Source organism: Companilactobacillus sp. (genome assembly GCF_022484265.1).
Classification (GTDB): Bacteria; Bacillota; Bacilli; order Lactobacillales; family Lactobacillaceae; genus Companilactobacillus.
Window position 1 is genome coordinate 2,171,227 of the sequence record NZ_JAKVLR010000001.1, and the last position, 20,734, is coordinate 2,191,960.

Below are 20,734 nucleotides of genomic sequence, written 5' to 3' on the forward strand. Positions count from 1 at the left end.
AAATGCCGTGGTTATCCTTTTTTTATGCATATTTTTATTTTTTTACCCAAAAATCGTTTATTTTCGTTGCACGTAAATTAGAAAAAGATTAGAATATCCTTATTTACCACAAAACTAATTTAAGGAGGTGTCATTATGGGAGCTCAAACAGTTGGCCATAATCACGAAAAAGATAAACGTCTGATCGATCGTGAGAATCAATATTTTGCTACTGCCGGCCGGATCAATTACTACGATCTAGTGATCGATTCAGCGCACGGTGCGATCCTCAAGGATGTAGACGGGAATGAATATATCGACTTGCTAGCTAGTGCATCTGCTACTAACGTCGGTCATACTAACGATTTGGTGGTCAAGGCCATTCAGGATCAGGCAGAAAAGCTCATCCATTACACACCTGCTTATTTTCATCATGTACCAGAACAAGAACTCGCTGAAAAATTAGCGAAGGTCGCACCTGGATCAACGCCTAAGAAAGTTGCTTTTGGAAATTCTGGTTCAGAATCAAATGATGCAATTATTAAATTTTCCCGAGCTTATACAGGACGTCAATATATTGTGTCGTATATGAATTCTTATCACGGCTCAACTTATGGTTCGATGGCATTATCTGGCGTCAGTTTGAACATGACTCGAAAAATGGGTCCATTGATGCCAGGAGTCGTCCACGTTCCATACCCAGACTTGTATCGCAGAGAAGCTGGAGAATCCGAACACGATGTGGCTGTCAGATTTTTTGAAGCCTTCAAGCAACCGTTTGAAAGCTTTTTACCAGCTGATGAAGTTGCTTGCGTTTTGATCGAACCTATTCAAGGAGATGGCGGACTCGTCAAAGCTCCTGAAGAATATATGCAGCTAGTCTATAATTTCTGCCACGAACATGGTATTTTATTCGCGGTCGATGAGATCAACCAAGGCATGGGTCGAACAGGCCATATGTGGGGTATTCAAAATTATCACGATATCGAACCCGACTTGATGTCGGTCGGCAAGTCGCTTGCTTCAGGGATGCCTTTGTCTGCTGTCATCGGCAAAGCTGACATCATGGAAAGTTTGGCAGCTCCAGCTCACGTTTTTACCACTTCGGGAAATCCAGTTTGTTGTGCAGCTGCTTTAGCAACCTTAGATGCGCTTGAAAAAGACGATTTGATCGAAAAATCTAAAGTTGACGGCGAGTATGCTAAGCAACGTTTTGAAGATATGAAAGAGCACCACGAAAACGTTGGGGATGTCAGAATGTTTGGCCTCAACGGAGGTATCGAATTAGTTACCGATAAAATCAGCAAAAAAGCTGATCCTGATTTTGCTACCAAAGTTATCAGTTACGCTTTTGAACATGGTGTCGTCATGATCACGTTAAGAGGGAATATTTTACGTTTTCAACCACCACTAGTAATTACACGTCAAGAATTAGATCAGGCTTTAGATGTGCTCGATGAGGCATTTACAGCTGTAGAAAATGGGGAAGTTAGTTTACCAGATACTGATACTAAGATCGGCTGGTAGTACACAATTGGAGGAGTTTTTATGAGTAGTTTATGGAGTCGAATGAATCGACGAGAAGATCCGAATATATATCAAGATAAAGATGCGCATTTATCACGTGTCTTGAGAGTTAGAGATTTCTTAGCATTAGGTGTTGGTACCATCGTTTCAACATCGATCTTTACTTTACCGGGTGTGGTTGCCGCACAACACGCTGGTGCTGCTGTTTCATTATCATTTTTAGCAGCCGCTATCGTTGCCGGCATGGTGTCTTTCGCCTATGCTGAAATGTCATCAACTATGCCATTCGCTGGTTCGGCTTATTCCTGGATCAACGTTGTCTTTGGAGAATTCTGGGGCTGGATCTCAGGTTGGGCCTTACTGGCAGAGTACTTTATCGCTGTAGCCTTTGTTGGTTCTGGACTGTCGGCCAACTTCCGGGGGTTGATCGCGCCGCTTGGTGTTAAGTTCCCAAATGCTTTGGCTAATACGCTAGGTTCAAACGGCGGGATCATGGATATCACTGCCGTGGTCGTAATTGCTTTAGTCGCATTTCTTCTATCATACGGAGTTTCAAATGCTGCCAGAGTCGAAAACGTCCTAGTTGTCCTAAAAGTTTTAGCAATCATTCTATTCATTATCGTTGGTTTAACAGCCATCCATCCACAAAACTATGTACCATTTATTCCTTCATATCATGTTAATCCTGATGGTTCAGCCTTTGGTGGCTGGCAAGGAATTTACGCCGGTGTTTCTGAAATTTTCTTAGCATATATCGGTTTTGATTCAATCGCCGCAAACGCTGCTGAAGCCAAAGATCCAGAAAAGACAATGCCTCGTGGAATCATCGGTTCATTATTGATCGCCGTAGCACTTTTCGTTGCCGTATCGTTAGTTCTAGTAGGTATGTTCCACTATTCTAAATACGCTAACAATGCTGAACCAGTTGGTTGGGCACTACGTACAGCTGGACACGGAACTGTTGCCACAGTCGTTCAAGCCATTGCTGTTATTGGTATGTTTACAGCCTTGATCGGTATGATGATGGCTGGATCACGTCTGCTTTATTCATTCGGACGTGATGGAATGCTTTCAGGTTGGTTAGGTAAATTAAACAAACACAACTTACCAAACAACGCATTATTGATCTTAACTTTAGTTGGTATCGTAATCGGAGCATTATTCCCATTCGCCTTTTTGGCACAGTTGATCTCAGCCGGAACTTTGATTGCGTTTATGTTCGTGTCAGTCGGAATCTACGCAATCAGACCAAGAGAAGGCAAGGACTTGCCAAAACCAGGCTTCAAGATGCCACTATACCCAGTATTACCAGCAATCGCCTTCTTAGGAGCATTCGGAGTATTCTGGGGCTTGGACATCCAAGCAAAAATGTACGCCGGAGTATGGTTCTTAATCGGACTATTAATCTATTTCGGCTACGGAATCAGACACTCATACTTAAATAAAAAAGAAACGAAGGAGTTAACCGACCTCGAGAGAGCAGAAAACGCAGAAGAGGCAGAGGATAACTATCAAAAATAGAGCGTAAAAACACCCGCTTTTGAGACAAGACCATAAGATAAGCCAATACGGAGTGGCGCGCGTCACGCGCTCGGAGTGTTGGATTGTCTTGTGGGCTCTGTCTCAGGGTGTTTTTTCGCGTTTCAACTATAAATAATTAAAGCGATCAGCCAAAAATAGGGCAATTAGCAAAGGGCTGACGCGTCACGCGCTCGCAGTGTTGGACAAGCTTATATGTCCTGCTTCATTTTCTTTTTGCGCGTTTCCGCAACAAAATAGTGAACAGGCCCGTTTGGCCCCAGAGTGTTGGGCGAGCTTATGTGTCCGGCATCAGGGGTTCTTTTCGCGTTTCGGCTATAAAAAGTAAAAGCGACCAGCAAAAATTAAAAAGGCGTGTCCCGATCAAGGACACGCCTTTACTTATTCTAATCTGAGTTCTTTAATCAAAGCTTGTGTAGCAATTTGAGAAACGTCTATTCCATTTTCTATTGCTAAAGTATTGATGTATTCAGGAATAGTAATTGTCTCATTAACTAAATGAGAATTATTTTGAATCCATTTATTCATATCAACAGGTACATAGACGATTATTTGATTATCGTTTAGTTCCCAGTTACTAGGATCCACCGATTTTGGATAATCTTCATCTTCCATCATTGTAGCAATTGCATCAATTGACCAATAAGCTGCGTCAGCCATCGTGTCTCCTTGTGTCACCATTCCCGGAATAATTGGAGACGTAGCGACGAAGTATTCGCTATCGTCTGTAAATTTTGAAATGATTATTGGATAAATCAATAGATTGTGTTCTCGTTTCACATTTGAATCGACAGACATCCAAATCACCGTCCTATCAGATTACTGACTTGAATATACAATCATAATTATCTCATCTCAACAAGATACAGAAAATCAGTCAAAAATAAGGTGTGCCTCCAAAGGGCGCACCTTATTCTTCATCATCAATATCAATAAACACCACGGTATCGTCATCGCCCAAATTAAGTCCATCTGGATCCAAACTCTCTGGGAATTCTTTATCCTTAACTAGATCTTTCAGCTCATCTTCAGCTTGATAGACTGCCTCTTGAAAAGTATTTCCTTGAACGTCCAACTCAGGGATGTTGGGGGAAGATGCGGTGTAATAATCTTCTTGTTTGTGTTCAGTCACGATGACTGGGAAATTACGTTTGGTCATGGCCTAAACCTCGCTTTATATATTTGAGGTAAGTGTACACTTGCTACCAAATTTCCTCAATGGTCTTCAGTTGCTTTTTTGGAAATGTTTCCATACGATTAAATCAAATTGAATAGAAGGTGATTAGTAATGGCATATGATGCAACATCGCTCGCAAAAATGATACGTGATAAACAAGTCTCTGTCTCCGAACTCATCGAACAAACGCAACGCAAGATCGACGAACAAAACCCGGCTTTGAATGCAGTCACGCACCGTCGTTCTCAAACTGGAATCGCTGAATCGATCGCAGATAGCGGGCCTGGTCCGTTTGCTGGAGTACCAAGTTTATTGAAGGTCCTGGGCCAGCAGTTGAGTGGCGAACCCGATACCGCAAGTTCCAAGTTGCTTAAAGATAATGTTGCACCATTGACCGATAACTACGTGAAGTCGTTGCAAAAAGCCGGCTTAGTCATACTGGGCCAAACTAATGCTCCCGAATTTGGTTTCAAAAATATCACCGACCCAGATCTTTACGGTCCAACGAGAAATCCTTGGAATACCGATTTTTCAGCCGGTGGTTCTTCAGGTGGGGCAGCGAGTGCTGTTTCAGCTGACATCGTACCGATTGCTGCCGCAAGTGACGGTGGTGGTTCCATCAGAATTCCAGCGTCATTCTCTGGTTTGATTGGCTTAAAACCAACTAGAGGACGTGTCCCAGTAGGTCCAGATGGCTGGCGTGGTTGGCAAGGAGCATCGATCAACTTTGCCTTAACTCGCTCAGTTCGTGATACTGCCACCTTATTGGACAGTCTCCAGACAGTTCAACTAGCGGCACCATTTCAAACTGAAACACATAAACCAGGTTTCTTGAAAACGCTCAGTCAGCGTGTCCCTGAAAAAATCAAAATTGGCTACACGACTGAATCACCAGTTGGTACACCTGTGTCAGACGAGGCTAAACAAGCAGTTAAAGATGCAGTCAAATTTTTGAATCAACAGGGCTTTAGCACCTATGAAGCTAAGCCTCAGACTGACGGTATCGCCTTGATGAAATCTTATTACATCATGAATGGTGGCGAGACTGCAGCGATGTTCGAGTCGATCAACCACAACCTTGGTCGAGAAACGACGATTGACGATATGGAATTGACCACTTGGACGATTTATCAAGCTGGTAAGTTAGTCACAGCGGCTGATTATAGTCGCAGTTTAGGCGCGTGGGACAAGGCGAGTTACCAAGCTGATCTATTCTATAACGACTATGACTTGTTCCTGTCGCCAGCAACGGCCTATCCAGCTCCAAAGATCGACCAAGAATTGATGAGCCAGGCAACCATCGACAAGATGAAAAATGTCACTGAGCTCGACAAACAAGAACGATTGGACTTGATCTGGGAATTCTTTGAAGCTAGTTTGACCTTGTCGCCATTCACGCAACAAGCCAATCTGACAGGGCAACCGGCAATCAGTTTGCCAACGCATGTCACCAAAGACGGCCTGCCATTAGGAATTGAATTCACTAGTCGCAAGGGCAATGAAGCATTGCTTTTGCAAATGAGTAAACTATTCGAGGATGAGCACCAGTTCAAATTTTTACATCCAACCGAACAATTATAATTATATATTTGTGAAATTAAATTTAAATATAAATAAGGCTTAACCAAAACACTATTGTGCCGTGGCTAAGCCTTTTTTTCGTCTTTTTTGAAAAAATTAAGGATAGCTTAAATCTATTGTCGTCGATATTTCACATAGATAAAATAATAATCATCAAATGTTAGGGAGGATTCATTGTATGCAAAAGAAACACGTTAGATTTTGTAAAACAAGCGCCGCCAACTTATTAAAAGTTTTGTCAGTGGCGTTCATCTTCAGTTTGATCTTAGTAGGATGCGGCAAGCAAAGCACCGCATCCGATAGCAATAAGCCACTCGTGGTCGCAACATCAGGAACGCTTTATCCAACGTCTTATCACAATACGAAGTCGCAAAAGTTAACAGGTTACGACATTGAAGTAGTTCGTGCAGTAGCGAAAAAATTAAATCGCAAAGTGATCTTCAAAGAGTACAACGTCGATGGTCAATTGACAGCCGTTAAGACTGGCAAGGCCGACATTGCGGCCAACGATTTCAGCATTTCCCCTGCACGTAAGAAAGAATTCGCCTTTTCAACACCATACAAGCATTCGTTCAGTAGTATGGTCGTTCGAAAGTCTGACAACTCAGGCATCAATAACTGGTCAGATATCAAGGGTAAAAAAGCAGCCGGAGAAGCAGGAACTAATTACCAACGTTTAGCTAAAAAATTGGGTGCTACCTTGGTAAATTACGATAACGTCTCAAATGATGTTTATTTAAAAGATGTTAAAAATGGCAAGACAGATCTGATCATGAACGATTATTACTTACAAAAATTGGCTTTAGCAGCTGTACCAAACAACGGCTTAAAGATCATGGACAACATGTATTACATGACTAAAGAAGACAAAGCCGGTGCCGGAATGGTCATGAAGAAGGGCAATACTAAATTACAAAAACAGATCAACAAAGCTTTGTCAGAACTTCAAGAAGATGGAACTTTGACTAAAATATCTAAACAGTTCTATCACGCTGATGTCACTAAGAAGCCAACTGAAAAAATCTCAAGAACCTTTGATGAATAAATGTAGCAGGTGAAAATATGTTGTGGTTGCAATATTTATCAATTCCAGATTTTTTCAATGCTCCATTAGCAGTCTCATCGATTCCTAAGATACTATTAGGATTTCCGATGTCGTTGATCTTAACGGTAATCAGCTTTTTATTAGCTAATATTTTGGGTTTTTTCTTAACCTTAGCTCAGTTGAGTAAGCGACGTTGGTTGCGTTGGCCCGCTCGAGTATATATTTCATTCATGCGTGGAGTGCCGATGTTGGTAGTTTTGTTCATCATTTATTTTGGTTTCGGTGCTGAAGCACTGCCAGCGGCGATAATCTCATTCACCATCATCTGCAGTGCCTTCGTGTCAGAAGTCTTTCGCTCATCATTTTCTGCAGTCGATATCGGGCAGTGGGAAGGTGGATTCTCGGTAGGGATGAACTATCGCCAAGTAGTCCGCCATATAATTTTTCCACAGGCATTTCGAATCTCGATTCCAGCACTAGGCAATATCCTGCTAGATCTGTTTAAAGGAACATCTTTAGCAGCGATGATCACAGTGACGGAAATGTTCATGCAGGCAAAAATCATTGCCGGAGCCAATCAAGATTACATGACAATATACATCACCATAGCATTCGTCTATTGGTTCTTCTGCTGGATGATGACAATAGCCCAGACAACACTAGAGAATAAATTAAAACTAGATTGAAATTATATTTCGATTTAAGGTTACATATATAATAGTAGAAAACGTTTTTTTGAGAAAATATTACGTTCATTGATCTTTTAATTCATTCGAAAATATATAAATACATATGTATTTTGTGATAAAAAGTTAACTTTAAGTCACATATGACAACAATTATCATGTAAATGTATTTATCTGATCTGTTAATTAGACCAAAAAAGGAACTGATTCTAAACGAATCGGTTCCTTTTTTTAAAATCCCTATAATGATGGGATATATTAAAGGTTAAATTGATCTTTGAATCCTTCAAACCAGCATAGTAATGAATACATAAAAAAGACCTCCTATTACATAAATATTGATAACATATAGAGTATAAACCAAAGATATTTTAATTGGAAGAGAAAATATAAATTATTTTATAAAAGAAAATGTTTTTTTTATTACTTTTGTTGTACCAATCGATTTAATCAAAAAAACGCCACTTCTGGGGTGAAGTGACGTATCTCTTGAGGGAGGGAGGAATGCTATATTATAAAATCATTTAAATTTGTGTTAGTGCGTAAATAAGAATTTGAGTTCTTATTTACAATATAAAAGTAGTCCTTAGTTGTGAAGAAAGTGTGAACCTGGCTTGATTACCATTGTGTGAGAAGATCCCTTTCCTTTAAAAAAGAGTACAAAAAAAGGCGAAACTCATTGAGTTCGCCATTATTCTTATTTAGAGCTGAATCCTAGAGTCCTGCGATAAATGGACTGATAGCAATAGCAGCATACATCAAGAAACCGTTAAATAATACTGTAAGCATTGTAATCCCTCCCTTCAAACTAAACACATTATAACCTATTTGATGAAAATTCAATAGTTCAATCCTAAGTGTGTAATATAATTTTAATATAATGACAATATTTTCGAAATTTGAAATAATTTAAATAATTCTATTAGTATAATAAGAAAATGTTGAATTTATAATTATTATTGTCTTTCTTAAAAAAATGAATTGTGTGATTCAATATGGAAATCAACAGTTACTGTAATTTGCTGATTCTAAGCTATTGATCATATTCTGCAAATTAAGCATCAACGCAAAATTAGATAAAACTCCCTGGGGTACAGTTGCGAAATCAAAAATTATAATGATTTCAACTATTTAATCATAATTAAATACAAAATTATTTTTATATTTAATTATTATTGTGGTAACATGTTTGTATCGAGTAGGGCGAATATCATTTACCTATCGAAAAACAAACTGAGGAGGAGATACAATATGTTAAACAATACTTGGTATCTTTTAAGCAACACATTGAGCTGGAAGAAAGACTTTGTCTTGAATCTTGTTAGTGGTGCATTCAACCATCAATAAAAAGAAATAAGCTCGTTGGCAAAAGCCAACGAGCTTTTTTTTTACACAAAAGTTCATAATTTGTACCAATATCTTAATGATGTATAAGTTATTCCTATATATTACATTAGTAATATCTATGTAAACAAACCTTAATATCCGGATAAAATTATTGTGCTATGATTGATTTATCGGATGGGGATCGTAAGTTACACCTTTCGATAAAGAATAGAGGAGGATTTACAAATATGATTAACAACATTTGGTACCTATTGAGCAACTCACTTAGCTGGGGCAAGGACTTGTTCCTTGGATTTTTAGGTAAACTATTTTAATTAGCAATATTGCTAATTTTGTCAACAAAGACTCTTTCAGTCGAAACTTCGATGGGACTACCACGGTTTGACCAAGAGTAATCGGTTATTCGCCCATCTTTGTTGATACAAGCCATTGGTTCTGAGACCAATGGCTTTTTTTGTGTCCTTGGACAAAAAACAAGAGCCAACTTCCTCCAGAAGCTGGCTCTTGTTTTATTCATAAATGATTATTGATTTCTAATATCTGAAGCTTTGATTGTTGTACGTCCATCTTTTTGTGCATTCTTGATGGCCTTAACAATATCATTGTCGCTCCATGCGGCAACGTTCTTAACTCCTTGATCAGTTAGATCTTGTCTGGCTTTAGAAATATCGCTGTCGGTAATAGTCTTACCATTTGATTTTCTGCTTTCAATATCGAAGTCGCCCTTTGCAGCAGGATTGTCGCTGTCTGATGACGTTGATGCCTTAGTACTGTCTGAACTATTGCTTGAACTACTATCGGAACTATTAGTAGTTGATGATTGAGATGAACCTGAAGAACTATTTTGTAATAAATCAACAGCCTTCTTGTAAATATCTGAGTAATACTTACCATTGATTCCCTTGAAGTTTAAGACTGTCTTCAAAAGACTCATTCCAGCAGCATTATCGCCGTTATCGATCATGTCAGAAGCATTCTTAACGCTCTTATTTAAATCAGAACGGTTGGATTTGATTTTCTTAACTTGTTTCAACATGTCTTTAGCACGATCATTCATGGCTGAATTGCCATTTGATTGATTACGGACATCATTTAATTGGTCCTTTGCTGTATCAAGATCATGTTTATCCATAGAATTCTTGGCAGCTACTAAATTCTTAGCTTGTTCTTTACTTGCTGAAGCTTCTTTATCGCTTTTAGCATCATTTGCGGAAGTGAAATAAGCTAAGGCCTCGGAATAATTCTTCTTATTAACAGCACTGTTACCATTATCCATGGCTTTATTGTACAAACTGTTGTTGCCTCCGTTAGAACCGGAGCTACATCCTACAAGTAACAGCAGTGAAGCACTGATGGTTACTAGTAAAGCTATTGTTCTTTTCATATATACCCTCCAAAGATGTATTACACGAATTATACCATGAGAAAACAAAAAGAGCAGGCGCGTTGGACGCCTACTCTTCTTACTAATTTATAATTCGTTAGGAATTGACAAATTAGAACAAACTTCGATGAGAAATTTGTTAGGAACGAATACCAGTACTTAATATAACTCTATTTAATAAATTTTTAAATAGTATTAATAAAGAAATATTTCCGTTTTTACTATTTCACTCGTTATTATCTGTGTAAGTTGATTGATTCAGCTGGTCGAAAAGCTTACAAATACAAGGAATGAGGTAGATTTCATGGACTGGGAAAAAACATCTATTAAGTTAACTTTATTAAACAAAGAAAAATATACAAAAGGATATATTGTTCGAACATTTAACAATATTGTACCAAATCCCAAACCTGAACAACTTAAATTGTTCGGTGAAGCAATCGAATTATTATCAGACGGCGACACTTTCTCATCAGCAAAGGTAGTACTTCAAGATAAATACATCAATGACTAATATTAATGGGGGATACTAATGAAAAAATTACAACTAACATTCAATACAGCGGACGGTAAGAGACATAACTTGGCTTTGAACTACATTAAAGAAGATTTAGGTGCTGATACGACTAAAAGTGCCATGGATAAGATCATCCAAAGCGAGATATTTCAAAAAGAAGGGCTTAAGTTGTTTGCGGAAGTTGTTGGTGCGAAGTATATCGATCGCCAAGAATTTCCAGTATTTTCTCCAAATATCAAAAATTCATAAAACTGTAACATTTCTTTATAAGTTGATAATTGGAATCCTGTGATAGTCGAAAGATGTTGTCCTGCAACGGGTTGCAGAGATGACATCTTTTTTTATATACCAAAAAATCTACAAAAAAATAAAAAAGTATGAATTTTGCACTTTTCAAAACATGAAATATGTTGTAATATTCATTCGTTGGTATTTAGGTATTACACATCTTACAAATTAATTTACCCACGAGTATTTCCAAGTATTAATAATTTGTTACTTCCTATCACGGTAATATTTTTAATACGATTTATTATTGAAAATAACTCAATAGAATGTTAGTTTATAAATGTACTACCTAAGAATTATGAGAATTTTGAGGAGGAATACCACATGAAAAAATCTATCAAATATGCTGGAGTTGCTGCTGCTACATTATTAGCTGTTGCACCAGTTGCTGCACCTGTCTTCAACGGACAAAGTGTTGCACCTACAGCTGCTAATACAGCAAAAGCTACATACAGTACTGCTACACAAGAGGATGCATACAACGCATTCGATGCAACATTCAAAGACTACAACAATGCTACACAAGCTGACTTCGTAATCGGCCAATTAGGTGAAACAGTTTTGACACAAAACCGTGGAATCTATTCAGCATTGCAAGCTAACGCTATCTTAAAACCATTGCACCCACAATATCGTGGAATTGGTGACGTTGACGTTCTTGCACAATTGAACGAAATTGCTTTCCTTGTTTTACCTGCTAACGGCGAAACAACTGCTGAATGGAGAGCTGAAATGGTTGCTGCTTCAGAACATGGTGGCTCAGTTTCATACCGTATCGTTGGTCTTCCATTACAAGACATCAAAGATCACGCAACATGGTCAAACCAAGAATTGATCAAGTACTTCAAACCAGTTGAATTAAACGGTCACGCATTAGACAAGACTGTTACTGCTAAGACAGAAGTTGCTCAACAAGAAGTTCACGCAATGAACATTAACTTCGACACACCTGTTGATGGTTATGTTGGTGAATCAAAATCTGACTTCTACTCAAACGGTAAATACCCTGTTACAATCACAGACAACAAAGGTAACGCTGTTCAAGCACAAGATATTGCATCTAACTTCTACAATGGTTTAGATACAGCTACATTCATCAATGGTTCAGAACTTCCAAAGGCTGGAACTGTTACTCAAAAGATGACAATCAAGTTCAACCGTAACGAATACAATGCACTATTTGCTGATCTTGACCAAATCACAATCAACGGCCAAGCATTCTCAGGCGGTCTTCTTTCAAAAGTTTGGGACAAAGCTGGTAACACTGTAACAGTTACACGTACAATCAACGTTGGTCTTGACAACTACACTGATACAACAGTTAATGGTCAAGTTCACACACCAGTTCAAGACATGAGCAACAACACAATCGTTACTCACTTGTACGATGCTAAAGGTAACCAAGTTGCTTCACGTGGTTTGAGCCAAGGTACTGACTGGTTCACAGATACAAAACGTGTAAACAACGCTACTGGTGAAACATACTACCGTGTATCAACAAACGAATGGGTTAAAGCTTCTGATGTATCATACTCAGACAACTCAGACGAAAACAACAACAACGGTGGAAACACAGACGAATCAGGTCTTACAAACATCACAGCATTACCAGCTGGCTCAACAGTTTCATTAGCTGGTCCTGCAGGATTCGTTTACTCACTATATGGTAAAGATGGTTCAACTGCTACACGTGGTTTGGCTGGAGACTCAGCATGGTCAACAGACCAACAAGCTACTGATGCAGCTGGTAACACATACTACCGTGTATCAACAGACGAATGGATCATGGCAGGTACAGGTGTTACACTTAACTAATTCTTAGTTAGTGAAATGCTTTTACTTAACTGATAACATTTATAGAAAGAGCTCACAGTGGGTGAGCTCTTTTTTTTGTGCTCAAAATCGTCAATTTATTAAGAAAATTCAAAGCTATCAAAAGAAAAATATTTTTTATAAAAAAATTATGGTTCTGTCACAATTGACTTTAAATTGAGACTATTTTGCAGTTATATTAAATTTCCTGAAATAACTTTAAATAAATGAAATAATATAATATCATAACGGTAGACATACAGTAGTATGTTGAGGAGGGATATTATATATGAAAAAATTAACCAAATCATTGTTAGTTTCTGCAACAGTCTTACTATCACTAGCACCAGCCGCAACGTTGGCTGCTGGAGCAACAACAGTTAATGCTGCTGACAACATCACTTATGATGAAGCAGGCCACTGGAACGGTCCTTCACTAGATGTTCAATACAACAACGCTTATCAAGTTAAGACAGGGGCAAGCCAATCTGATCTAACTCATATTTCATCAGATGCTCTTAAAGTTGTTACTGCCTACACAGGCGAAACTGTAGCATCACACGCCCAAGGTGACGCCACACTTTACAAGACATCACAAGGTGCTGTATTGCAACAACCTAGTCAAGCCGTTGAAAACCCAACAGCTAAGGCTGGCGAGACTTATTACCAACGTGTATTAGTTCAAATTGATGGACTAGACACAGAAAATGCATTGTTATCAATGAAGTTCCCATACACAACCGCTAGAATCTTGTTCAACGGCGCTGCTATGACATATGCTAACTATGCAGGCATCAAAGGCAACTTTGCAATTTATCGTAAGGTTATCATTACTGACAACCCTAACAACACAAAGCCTAATACTGATGGCCCAGAAGTACTTTACACAGATAACAAAGCTAACGGTACTGTAACTACTCAAAGTAAGACAGGAACAACTAAGCTTTATGATCCAGAAGGCAACGTTATCAAGAACAGAGCCTTAGGTCCTAACACAGACTGGTATACAGATACACAACGTGTTATGAACGATGGTAAAGTATACTACCGTGTATCAACATCAGAATGGGTAGCAGAAACAGACATCAACTATTACCCAACAGCAACAACTACTGCAACAAACTAATTTTTACGAAAAATAATTAAAGCGCTAGGCTCAAATGCCTAACGCTTTTTTTGTTGAAAAAATATTTTTCTCAATTAGATTGATAATTAATTATATGAAATATTAGTACATTAAATAATTGAAATAGTGAAATATATTGCAATAATGTTTCAATGACTACATAATCATTACAATATCAGTTTATTCAAAATTTCGTATTGAAATGCGACAATTCTTTCCATATACTTTTTGCTTGTGGGACAGCCCACTACATAAAAAAGATTTAATCCAGGGAGGATTAACACATGAAAAAGGGAATTAAATACGCAGGTATTGCTGCTGCAACATTATTAACAGTTGCACCCGTAGTTGCTCCAGTGGTAGGTTCAACTACACAAACAGTTCAAGCTGCTGCAGATACAACTAAAGATAAAGATGCAGATATTGATGCAGCAATTAATCAATATGAATCTAACTTCAAAGATCAAACATTGACAGAGACACAAATGAACAATCTTGTTGATGATTTGACATTCAATTCTGGAGATAAGTTACCAGCTGGTAAAGTTTCATTAGATTTCGCTGACTTTAACGGTAGTGCTGACAAAACAAAAAAGAATTTATCAAAGGTCAACGGTAATACTTCTGAAGCAAACCAAAATATTCTTATTAATCCCAAAAATAATGTAAAGGTTAATTTGACATTTGATACAATTTCAACAAGTAGTGATTTCACCTTGATGAAGGGAGAACTTAATGCAAATACTCGTAAGACCGTTAAGTTCAACATTGAATTGACATACACGGATGCCAATGGTGCGGAGAAGAAATCATCAAAGGATATTACATATACGAAAGTCGCAACTCCTGATGAAGCAACTGCTACTACTGCAACTGCAACTTATACAACGCCTTACAATGTTGCAGTTGACTCAAGTTTGAATTCTGTTAAATATTCGTCAAGTCAAGATTTTGCAATTGTCGATCAAGATGGTAAAAAAATGGATGTTGAATCAATTGACTTGCAAGCTGTTTTTGGAAGCGTTTCAGAAGTAAATAACGCAGTCGACGGTATTAAAGGATTTGTACCTGCTCCAACATCTCCAGCAACAACTCCAGAAAAACAAGATTTCAATATTTCAACTGTTACAACGAATTCAAAGGAATCAAATATTAAATTTGATAAGGCTGGTAAAGTGTTCTATCAACCTATCACAGTTACATTTAAAAACACTTCAGAATTAGGGAAGTTTGTTAACAATTATACAAATAACAATTCTGAATCAAAATACAAATTGACAATTAATGGTCAAACATTGAATAACGTTGAACATAAAATTGCAGCAAAAGATGCAAACTTAACGACAATTACATTAGTACGTACAATTAATGTTGCTGATAAGGAAGTTGCTCCAGAATGGACTGTTGAAGATATCAATGGTCAAGTACACACTGATAACAACCAAGTTGGTATTACTATGACAGATGGTAAAGCAAGTACACGTTCATTGGCTGCTAAGACTGACTGGGCAACTGATAAGAAGCGTACAAATGCTAAGGGTGAAGTACAATACCGTGTATCAACAGACGAATGGGTTAACGCTAAAGACGTTCGTTTTACTGACGGTTCAGCTACAACAACTCCTTCAACAGACGCATTGACAGACATCCAAGATCTTCAAGGACGTCACACAGTTACACTTGCTGGACCTGCTGGATTTGTTTACTCATTGTTCAGAACAGATGGTAGCAGAGCTACTCGTGGTTTAGGTGGAGATACAGCATGGGCTACAGACAAGATGGCTAAAAACTCAGCTGGTCAAACTCTTTACCGTGTATCAACTGACGAATGGGTAGTTGCTGGCGAAGGCGTAACATTCAAATAATTAGCTTTCGTTAATTACGATTTACTTTTCAAATAATTGGTTCACTAGGATCAATTACAAATGAAGGAACGGTTGAACCGTTCCTTTGTTGTTAGAACTGGGAATAGTCTGACAACATTCATCTCAAGTGCCGTGATGACGCACTGAATATTCCACGGAGATCCCAATCTCCAAGTAAAACCGACCTTTTTTACAGAAGTGGGGCTGTACGGTTTTGTTAAAATAGGAAATATCCAATATCTATCCAGAGGATCCGCTGATGCGGGTCCTTTTTTTATGAATCGGTCATAAAAGATTGTGAAAACGTGTTCTATGCCATGAAAACGTTACAGTTTGGTTAAACTCCTCTTAACAAAAAAATTAGAATTAACAAAAAAATGACAATAAAATGCCCAATATTTGTAAAAATGAGTATTTATTGTTTCAACAATATTTCAATAATACATTAGAGTTACATTTATGATTAATATCAATACATAAATTGATTCACAATTGTTTTAGAAATATACTAGTTGTTGTGGAAAGATACCACAATACAAAAAATTAATTCAAGAATTTTAAGTCCTGGGGAGGATTACAAATGAAGAATAATATTAAATATGCTGGAATAGCTGCTGCTGCATTGTTGACAGTAGCACCAATTGCAACACCAGTTGTAAATTCAGCAACAAACACACAAGTAGCCCAAGCCGCTACGACTACACCTACTGGTGAGGCTTCAAAACCACAAAAGGATGTTTTGGCAGATTACTTTAATACATTGACTGGTAAAACAGTTAATACAGCTGCTGATTTTAACTTCTTCGACGATATAACAAATAGTAACTACGGAATTAACCAAGTTACTGGAAAAGAAAATGACATTGATTTTAAGACATTTTCAAATCTATATGGTGTTAAGGCTACAAACACAACACTTAAAGATCTATCAGAAATTGATGGATCAAACGGAACAGAAGCACCAATCCAATACAATGTTACGGTATTAGATGGATCATCAACATTAAGAACAGCTGCTGATGTTAAGACAAAAGTTAATGACATCAAGCAAAATGGTGGATCACTTACATTGGCCATCTCAGCAAAAGATGCAACCGGTCAACTACAAGCAAAACAATTGACATTTACAAACAGTAATAAGGTTACTGAAGGTGTAAAAGCACTTAATGTTCAATTCACAAGCCCACTTAAAGTAGATTTGAATTCATCTGTTGTTCCTGTTAAATACACAACATCTGTTGATGCAACTGTTGAAGATCAAAACGGTAACGATATTAAGACAACAAATCCCGTAGCTTCACAAAATATCTATACAAATGCACAAGATGCATTGAACATGGGTACAAAGAACAAGTTCACTAACTCAACATTTGATCAAAAGGGAAGCTACTATCAAGCTGTTGAAGTAACATTGGATGATTCATCAGTTAATGCTGATCAAATCTTCAAAGATATGCAAAGTGGTAAAGATGGTCTTGTAACATTTAACGGTCAACAAGCTATCCAAAAGAACGTTAGTGGTAACACACTTCGCTTTGTTCGTGAAATCCAAGTTGGTGATCCAACTCCTGACAAGGGTGAATGGGAAGAAACAGCTTCAGCTGGTAAAGTAACTGTTGGTAACTCAATTGCTCACCTTTACAACGATGACAATGATTTGACATCACGTTCTGTTGCAGGTAACACTGATTGGGCAACTGACAAGTATCGTACAAATACTAAGACTGGCCAAATCCAATATCACGTATCAACTCATGAATGGGTCAATGCTACTGATGTTACATTCACTGGCAATGGCAACAACGGTGGTAACACAAACAACGGCGAAGGTTTAACTAACGTTACTGATCTTCAAGGTACTCACGTAGTTAACTTGGCTGGTCCAGAGGGATTCGTTTACACATTGTTCACACTTAATGGTGGTCAAGGTAACCGTGGTTTAGCTGGATTAACATCATGGGCAACAGATAAGACTGCTCAAGATGCTAACGGTAATACATACTATCGTGTTTCAACTGACGAATGGGTACGTGCAGGTGAAGGCGTTACATTTAACTAATAGTCTCAATTCCAACTCATAACTTTCTAAAAGAATCACTCAAACACAGAAAAAGGATCGCCTAACGGCGGTCCTTTTTGCGTGAAATTAATCTTCTCTTTCAGCTAGTATCAACTGGGTTTTGATACAGTCAACATCGAAATGAATGAGATTGTTGGATTCTCGATCTTTAGCGATTTTATTTCCAACAACGTGAGCCCAAATGTCTCTCGGGAAACGATCCTTGGCGCCCTTAATAGTCAGTTGAATCAAATTACCAACTTTTACATTTATCTCGCGGTCGTATATCACAAGTTGGTAATTGTTGTAGTCACGGTAATTCAAGGGGATATGATCTAAACGTTCTTCGAGACTACGAAGATATTCTTCGTACAACTCGTCAAAAATCTTTTCATCGTTTAAACATTTTTCGGTCATGAATCGAATCACATCGCCGATAGCTAGATCATCGACGAAGCCATTACTTTTAAAGTAGTCTTGTTTCTTCTGGTACTCAGCATCTTTTTCCCAAACATACATGGCTCTTTTAAAGTTCTTCTTACGGTCCAAAATCACAGCTCCTTCATATTTTCTGACTTCATCATACAGATAAAGTCCGTCAAATACTAACGATATGGCAACAAGAATGCTTATGATATAGCGTTGTAAAAATTGTGTATCCGTGACCAAAAAAATCAGCTTTCTTGAAAATTTTATTTTTATAAAAAATATTTTTAAATGACATTTATGATGAATTTGTGCATTATCTTTGATCGTATAATATGCGTTTAATTATCGTAATTCACAAGTTATTATGATAATTATTCAACGATATTATTGATAAATTTCAATGTAAATTTTGTGTAAATTTAAAGTTAAGGAAAAGTTAAGCCAATAAATTTTTTGTTGAAAACATATCCTCATGACATTATTCTCAGAGTGCGTAATCGTAGCGTGATAAAACTGCCATAGAACGCACACAAGGGGGAGAATACCATGAAAAAAATAACGTATTTCGGCATAACGGCTGCCACACTGTTAGCACTGTCACCAGTAGTGCTGACGCCAGAGAATGATGTGGAGGCAGCAACAAGTAATATAAGTACTAATCAGAGCGTTGGATTACTTGATGTTTTTAGAGCAACTAGAGAAAATAATGCAACCATGTTTATAAATAATCTCAAAGATTTCAATAAAAGTAGTAATCCTAGTGCTTGGCCTGATGGATTTAACAAAATTGCCACCGCATATGGTAAACACTTGAGCTCTAACGATTTTAAGAATTTGGATTTAGAATCGCTGGGTAACAATGTACTAGCTGTCGATGCTATTGTTGGTTACTTAAAAATTATTCCAGGTAGATACGCAGTTATTGACACTGATTCTGGTACAAATACACTGGACAAAGAATTTACAGATCTTCGTTACAATGGGGGTAAGGGTGTTAAAGTTAGGCTTTCTATATATAATCCATGGAATAATCTCTTAGCAGCCAAAACACTTACGTTTACCAACAATGCACCATATACTCCAGAAGTTGCTTTCAAAAACATCTCCGGTTTCACCAACACTGATGTCAAGACTTGGCCTGATGCTATTCATCAATTGACTTCTTCGTATGGTAAAAAGTTATATACGAAGGACTTTGATGCGATAGATATGAAGTCTCTTAACGCTAAAAAGGACGATCTTTATGCTATCGACTACTACTTGAATTCTCATGATGGCAGTTACGTAATGGTTGGTTCTGGTGATGATCAGTCAACTATCAACGATCAGGTTTCTGATATGCATTACGAAGGTTATGGTAAGAGTGTTCAGATTCCGATTGCTTTGTATTCAGACAAGGGAGATAAAGTGGCTTCAAATACAATCACCATCACTAACAAAGCCGCTTATACTTCTGACGTGACTCAACTTAACTTAACTTACCTTGATCCGATTCAAGTTCCTAAGGACACGGCAACTGTTACGGTTAAGTCTGCTGATGCTGCTGGAGTGACTGCAACTGACCAAAACGGCGCTTCAGTCGACTTTTCGGCAAAACCTGGTGAATTATACGGAACGATGAATGGAGCTCTCAAACACTCTGGAATGACGTTTAACAAGGACACATTCGACGAGTCTTACCAAACTTATTATCAACCGGTAACTTTGTCATTTGGTCAAAATTCCAAGGTCAAAGTTCAAGCTATGATGAATTCTAAAAAAGATGCCATCACCGTCAACGGCATCAGCATTAAAAACTTTTTAGGAAAATTTGTTTCTAACGAATCTGACAACACTGTGACCTTTGTCCGCCAGGTGGAAGTCCAAAAGCCTGACAAGGATGCTGCTGCCAAAGCTTATAACGGCTGGACGGAAGTTCAAGAAAGCGGCGTTGTTGAAGTTGGCAATGATCCGGCTCAACTTTATGTCGATGATGGCAGCGTATCTAACCGCTCGCTTTCTCCATACACGCCTTGGAAGACCGACAAATATCGTCTTAATCAAAAAACTAATGAGATCCAGTATCACGTTTCAACGCACGAATGGGTCAATGGTACTGACGTCAAATTTTTACAACAAGAGGGCAACCAGGCTACGCCAGCTCCATTGACAGGAATTACCAACTTTACTGGTAAGGAAGATGTTCTGTTAGCTGGATCAAGTAAAAATATTTATAAATTGTTCAAATCTGACGGTACGCAATCGAACCGTAGTATTTCTGGAAACACGGCTTGGTTCACTGATAAATCAGCCAAAGACGTCAATGGAAACACTTATTATCGTGTCTCGACTGACGAATGGATCGAACAAGGTACTGGTGTTCAATTGAAATAA

The 20,734-nt window shown here is 38.0% G+C and carries 16 protein-coding genes; 12 read left to right on the top strand and 4 right to left on the bottom strand.

Annotated features, from left to right (window positions below):
- Positions 1 to 135 precede the first annotated feature (135 nt).
- Together LKF16_RS10395 and LKF16_RS10400 are read left to right on the top strand one after the other, a co-directional pair.
- On the top strand, positions 136 to 1,506 hold the full coding sequence (locus tag LKF16_RS10395; protein WP_291471709.1) for an aspartate aminotransferase family protein: 1,371 nt from the start codon (positions 136 to 138) through the stop codon (positions 1,504 to 1,506).
- Positions 1,507 to 1,527: 21 nt separating this feature from the next.
- Positions 1,528 to 3,027 (top strand): APC family permease, encoded by a 1,500-nt coding sequence (locus LKF16_RS10400; protein WP_291471707.1) that lies wholly within the window; start codon positions 1,528 to 1,530, stop codon positions 3,025 to 3,027.
- A gap of 399 nt (positions 3,028 to 3,426) precedes the next feature.
- Here the strand turns inward: LKF16_RS10400 and LKF16_RS10405 are convergent, their stop codons facing one another.
- Together LKF16_RS10405 and LKF16_RS10410 are read right to left on the bottom strand one after the other, a co-directional pair.
- Positions 3,427 to 3,843, bottom strand: coding sequence for a type II toxin-antitoxin system HicB family antitoxin (locus LKF16_RS10405; RefSeq protein ID WP_291471705.1), 417 nt, complete (start codon positions 3,841 to 3,843; stop codon positions 3,427 to 3,429).
- 112 nt (positions 3,844 to 3,955) lie between these two features.
- Complete coding sequence (locus LKF16_RS10410; protein ID WP_291471703.1) at positions 3,956 to 4,204, bottom strand: hypothetical protein; 249 nt, start codon at positions 4,202 to 4,204, stop codon at positions 3,956 to 3,958.
- Between the two features lie 129 nt (positions 4,205 to 4,333).
- Between LKF16_RS10410 and LKF16_RS10415 the strand changes: the two genes are divergently transcribed.
- The 3 genes from LKF16_RS10415 to LKF16_RS10425 all read left to right on the top strand — a co-directional run bounded on the left by LKF16_RS10415 (position 4,334) and on the right by LKF16_RS10425 (position 7,534).
- Positions 4,334 to 5,803 carry an amidase gene (locus LKF16_RS10415; protein WP_291471701.1) on the top strand — a complete coding sequence of 490 codons (1,470 nt, stop codon included), beginning with the start codon at positions 4,334 to 4,336 and terminating at the stop codon, positions 5,801 to 5,803.
- Positions 5,804 to 5,981: 178 nt separating this feature from the next.
- Positions 5,982 to 6,848 (top strand): transporter substrate-binding domain-containing protein, encoded by an 867-nt coding sequence (locus tag LKF16_RS10420; protein ID WP_291471699.1) that lies wholly within the window; start codon positions 5,982 to 5,984, stop codon positions 6,846 to 6,848.
- Positions 6,849 to 6,865: 17 nt separating this feature from the next.
- The gene (locus LKF16_RS10425; protein ID WP_291471697.1) at positions 6,866 to 7,534 is read left to right on the top strand and encodes an amino acid ABC transporter permease; all 669 of its coding nucleotides are present in this window, start codon (positions 6,866 to 6,868) and stop codon (positions 7,532 to 7,534) included.
- Between the two features lie 1,870 nt (positions 7,535 to 9,404).
- On the opposite strand, the gene LKF16_RS10430 is transcribed toward LKF16_RS10425, so the two are convergent.
- On the bottom strand, positions 9,405 to 10,265 hold the full coding sequence (locus LKF16_RS10430; protein ID WP_291471696.1) for a hypothetical protein: 861 nt from the start codon (positions 10,263 to 10,265) through the stop codon (positions 9,405 to 9,407).
- Between the two features lie 304 nt (positions 10,266 to 10,569).
- On the opposite strand from LKF16_RS10430, the gene LKF16_RS10435 reads away from it, so the two are divergent.
- The 6 genes from LKF16_RS10435 to LKF16_RS10460 all read left to right on the top strand — a co-directional run bounded on the left by LKF16_RS10435 (position 10,570) and on the right by LKF16_RS10460 (position 17,932).
- Positions 10,570 to 10,779, top strand: coding sequence for a DUF1659 domain-containing protein (locus tag LKF16_RS10435; protein ID WP_291471694.1), 210 nt, complete (start codon positions 10,570 to 10,572; stop codon positions 10,777 to 10,779).
- Positions 10,780 to 10,797: 18 nt separating this feature from the next.
- Positions 10,798 to 11,031, top strand: coding sequence for a DUF2922 domain-containing protein (locus LKF16_RS10440; protein ID WP_291471692.1), 234 nt, complete (start codon positions 10,798 to 10,800; stop codon positions 11,029 to 11,031).
- A gap of 363 nt (positions 11,032 to 11,394) precedes the next feature.
- Positions 11,395 to 12,885, top strand: coding sequence for an SLAP domain-containing protein (locus LKF16_RS10445; RefSeq protein WP_291471690.1), 1,491 nt, complete (start codon positions 11,395 to 11,397; stop codon positions 12,883 to 12,885).
- A 286-nt stretch (positions 12,886 to 13,171) separates the two neighbouring features.
- Positions 13,172 to 14,008, top strand: coding sequence for a hypothetical protein (locus tag LKF16_RS10450; protein WP_291471689.1), 837 nt, complete (start codon positions 13,172 to 13,174; stop codon positions 14,006 to 14,008).
- Between the two features lie 284 nt (positions 14,009 to 14,292).
- Positions 14,293 to 15,873, top strand: a complete 1,581-nt coding sequence (locus LKF16_RS10455; protein WP_291471687.1) for a hypothetical protein — start codon at positions 14,293 to 14,295, stop codon at positions 15,871 to 15,873.
- A 580-nt stretch (positions 15,874 to 16,453) separates the two neighbouring features.
- The gene (locus tag LKF16_RS10460) at positions 16,454 to 17,932 is read left to right on the top strand and encodes a hypothetical protein (RefSeq protein ID WP_291471685.1); all 1,479 of its coding nucleotides are present in this window, start codon (positions 16,454 to 16,456) and stop codon (positions 17,930 to 17,932) included.
- Between the two features lie 87 nt (positions 17,933 to 18,019).
- Here LKF16_RS10460 and LKF16_RS10465 read toward each other — a convergent pair whose 3' ends face one another.
- On the bottom strand, positions 18,020 to 18,601 hold the full coding sequence (locus tag LKF16_RS10465; RefSeq protein ID WP_291471684.1) for a hypothetical protein: 582 nt from the start codon (positions 18,599 to 18,601) through the stop codon (positions 18,020 to 18,022).
- Positions 18,602 to 18,907: 306 nt separating this feature from the next.
- On the opposite strand from LKF16_RS10465, the gene LKF16_RS10470 reads away from it, so the two are divergent.
- Entirely contained in the window at positions 18,908 to 20,734 is a 1,827-nt protein-coding gene (locus tag LKF16_RS10470) for a hypothetical protein (protein WP_291471682.1), read from the top strand.

Excerpts from the sequence above, each read along its gene's own strand:
- LKF16_RS10410 (WP_291471703.1), bottom strand. The coding sequence starts at position 4,204 with ATGACCAAACGTAATTTCCCAGTCATCGTGACTGAACACAAACAAGAA.
- LKF16_RS10420 (WP_291471699.1), top strand. The coding sequence starts at position 5,982 with ATGCAAAAGAAACACGTTAGATTTTGTAAAACAAGCGCCGCCAACTTA.
- LKF16_RS10445 (WP_291471690.1), top strand. The coding sequence starts at position 11,395 with ATGAAAAAATCTATCAAATATGCTGGAGTTGCTGCTGCTACATTATTA.
- LKF16_RS10430 (WP_291471696.1), bottom strand. The coding sequence starts at position 10,265 with ATGAAAAGAACAATAGCTTTACTAGTAACCATCAGTGCTTCACTGCTG.
- LKF16_RS10425 (WP_291471697.1), top strand. The coding sequence starts at position 6,866 with ATGTTGTGGTTGCAATATTTATCAATTCCAGATTTTTTCAATGCTCCA.
- LKF16_RS10460 (WP_291471685.1), top strand. The coding sequence starts at position 16,454 with ATGAAGAATAATATTAAATATGCTGGAATAGCTGCTGCTGCATTGTTG.
- LKF16_RS10400 (WP_291471707.1), top strand. The coding sequence starts at position 1,528 with ATGAGTAGTTTATGGAGTCGAATGAATCGACGAGAAGATCCGAATATA.
- LKF16_RS10435 (WP_291471694.1), top strand. The coding sequence starts at position 10,570 with ATGGACTGGGAAAAAACATCTATTAAGTTAACTTTATTAAACAAAGAA.
- LKF16_RS10405 (WP_291471705.1), bottom strand. The coding sequence starts at position 3,843 with ATGTCTGTCGATTCAAATGTGAAACGAGAACACAATCTATTGATTTAT.
- LKF16_RS10450 (WP_291471689.1), top strand. The coding sequence starts at position 13,172 with ATGAAAAAATTAACCAAATCATTGTTAGTTTCTGCAACAGTCTTACTA.
- LKF16_RS10415 (WP_291471701.1), top strand. The coding sequence starts at position 4,334 with ATGGCATATGATGCAACATCGCTCGCAAAAATGATACGTGATAAACAA.
- LKF16_RS10440 (WP_291471692.1), top strand. The coding sequence starts at position 10,798 with ATGAAAAAATTACAACTAACATTCAATACAGCGGACGGTAAGAGACAT.
- LKF16_RS10395 (WP_291471709.1), top strand. The coding sequence starts at position 136 with ATGGGAGCTCAAACAGTTGGCCATAATCACGAAAAAGATAAACGTCTG.
- LKF16_RS10455 (WP_291471687.1), top strand. The coding sequence starts at position 14,293 with ATGAAAAAGGGAATTAAATACGCAGGTATTGCTGCTGCAACATTATTA.
- LKF16_RS10470 (WP_291471682.1), top strand. The coding sequence starts at position 18,908 with ATGAAAAAAATAACGTATTTCGGCATAACGGCTGCCACACTGTTAGCA.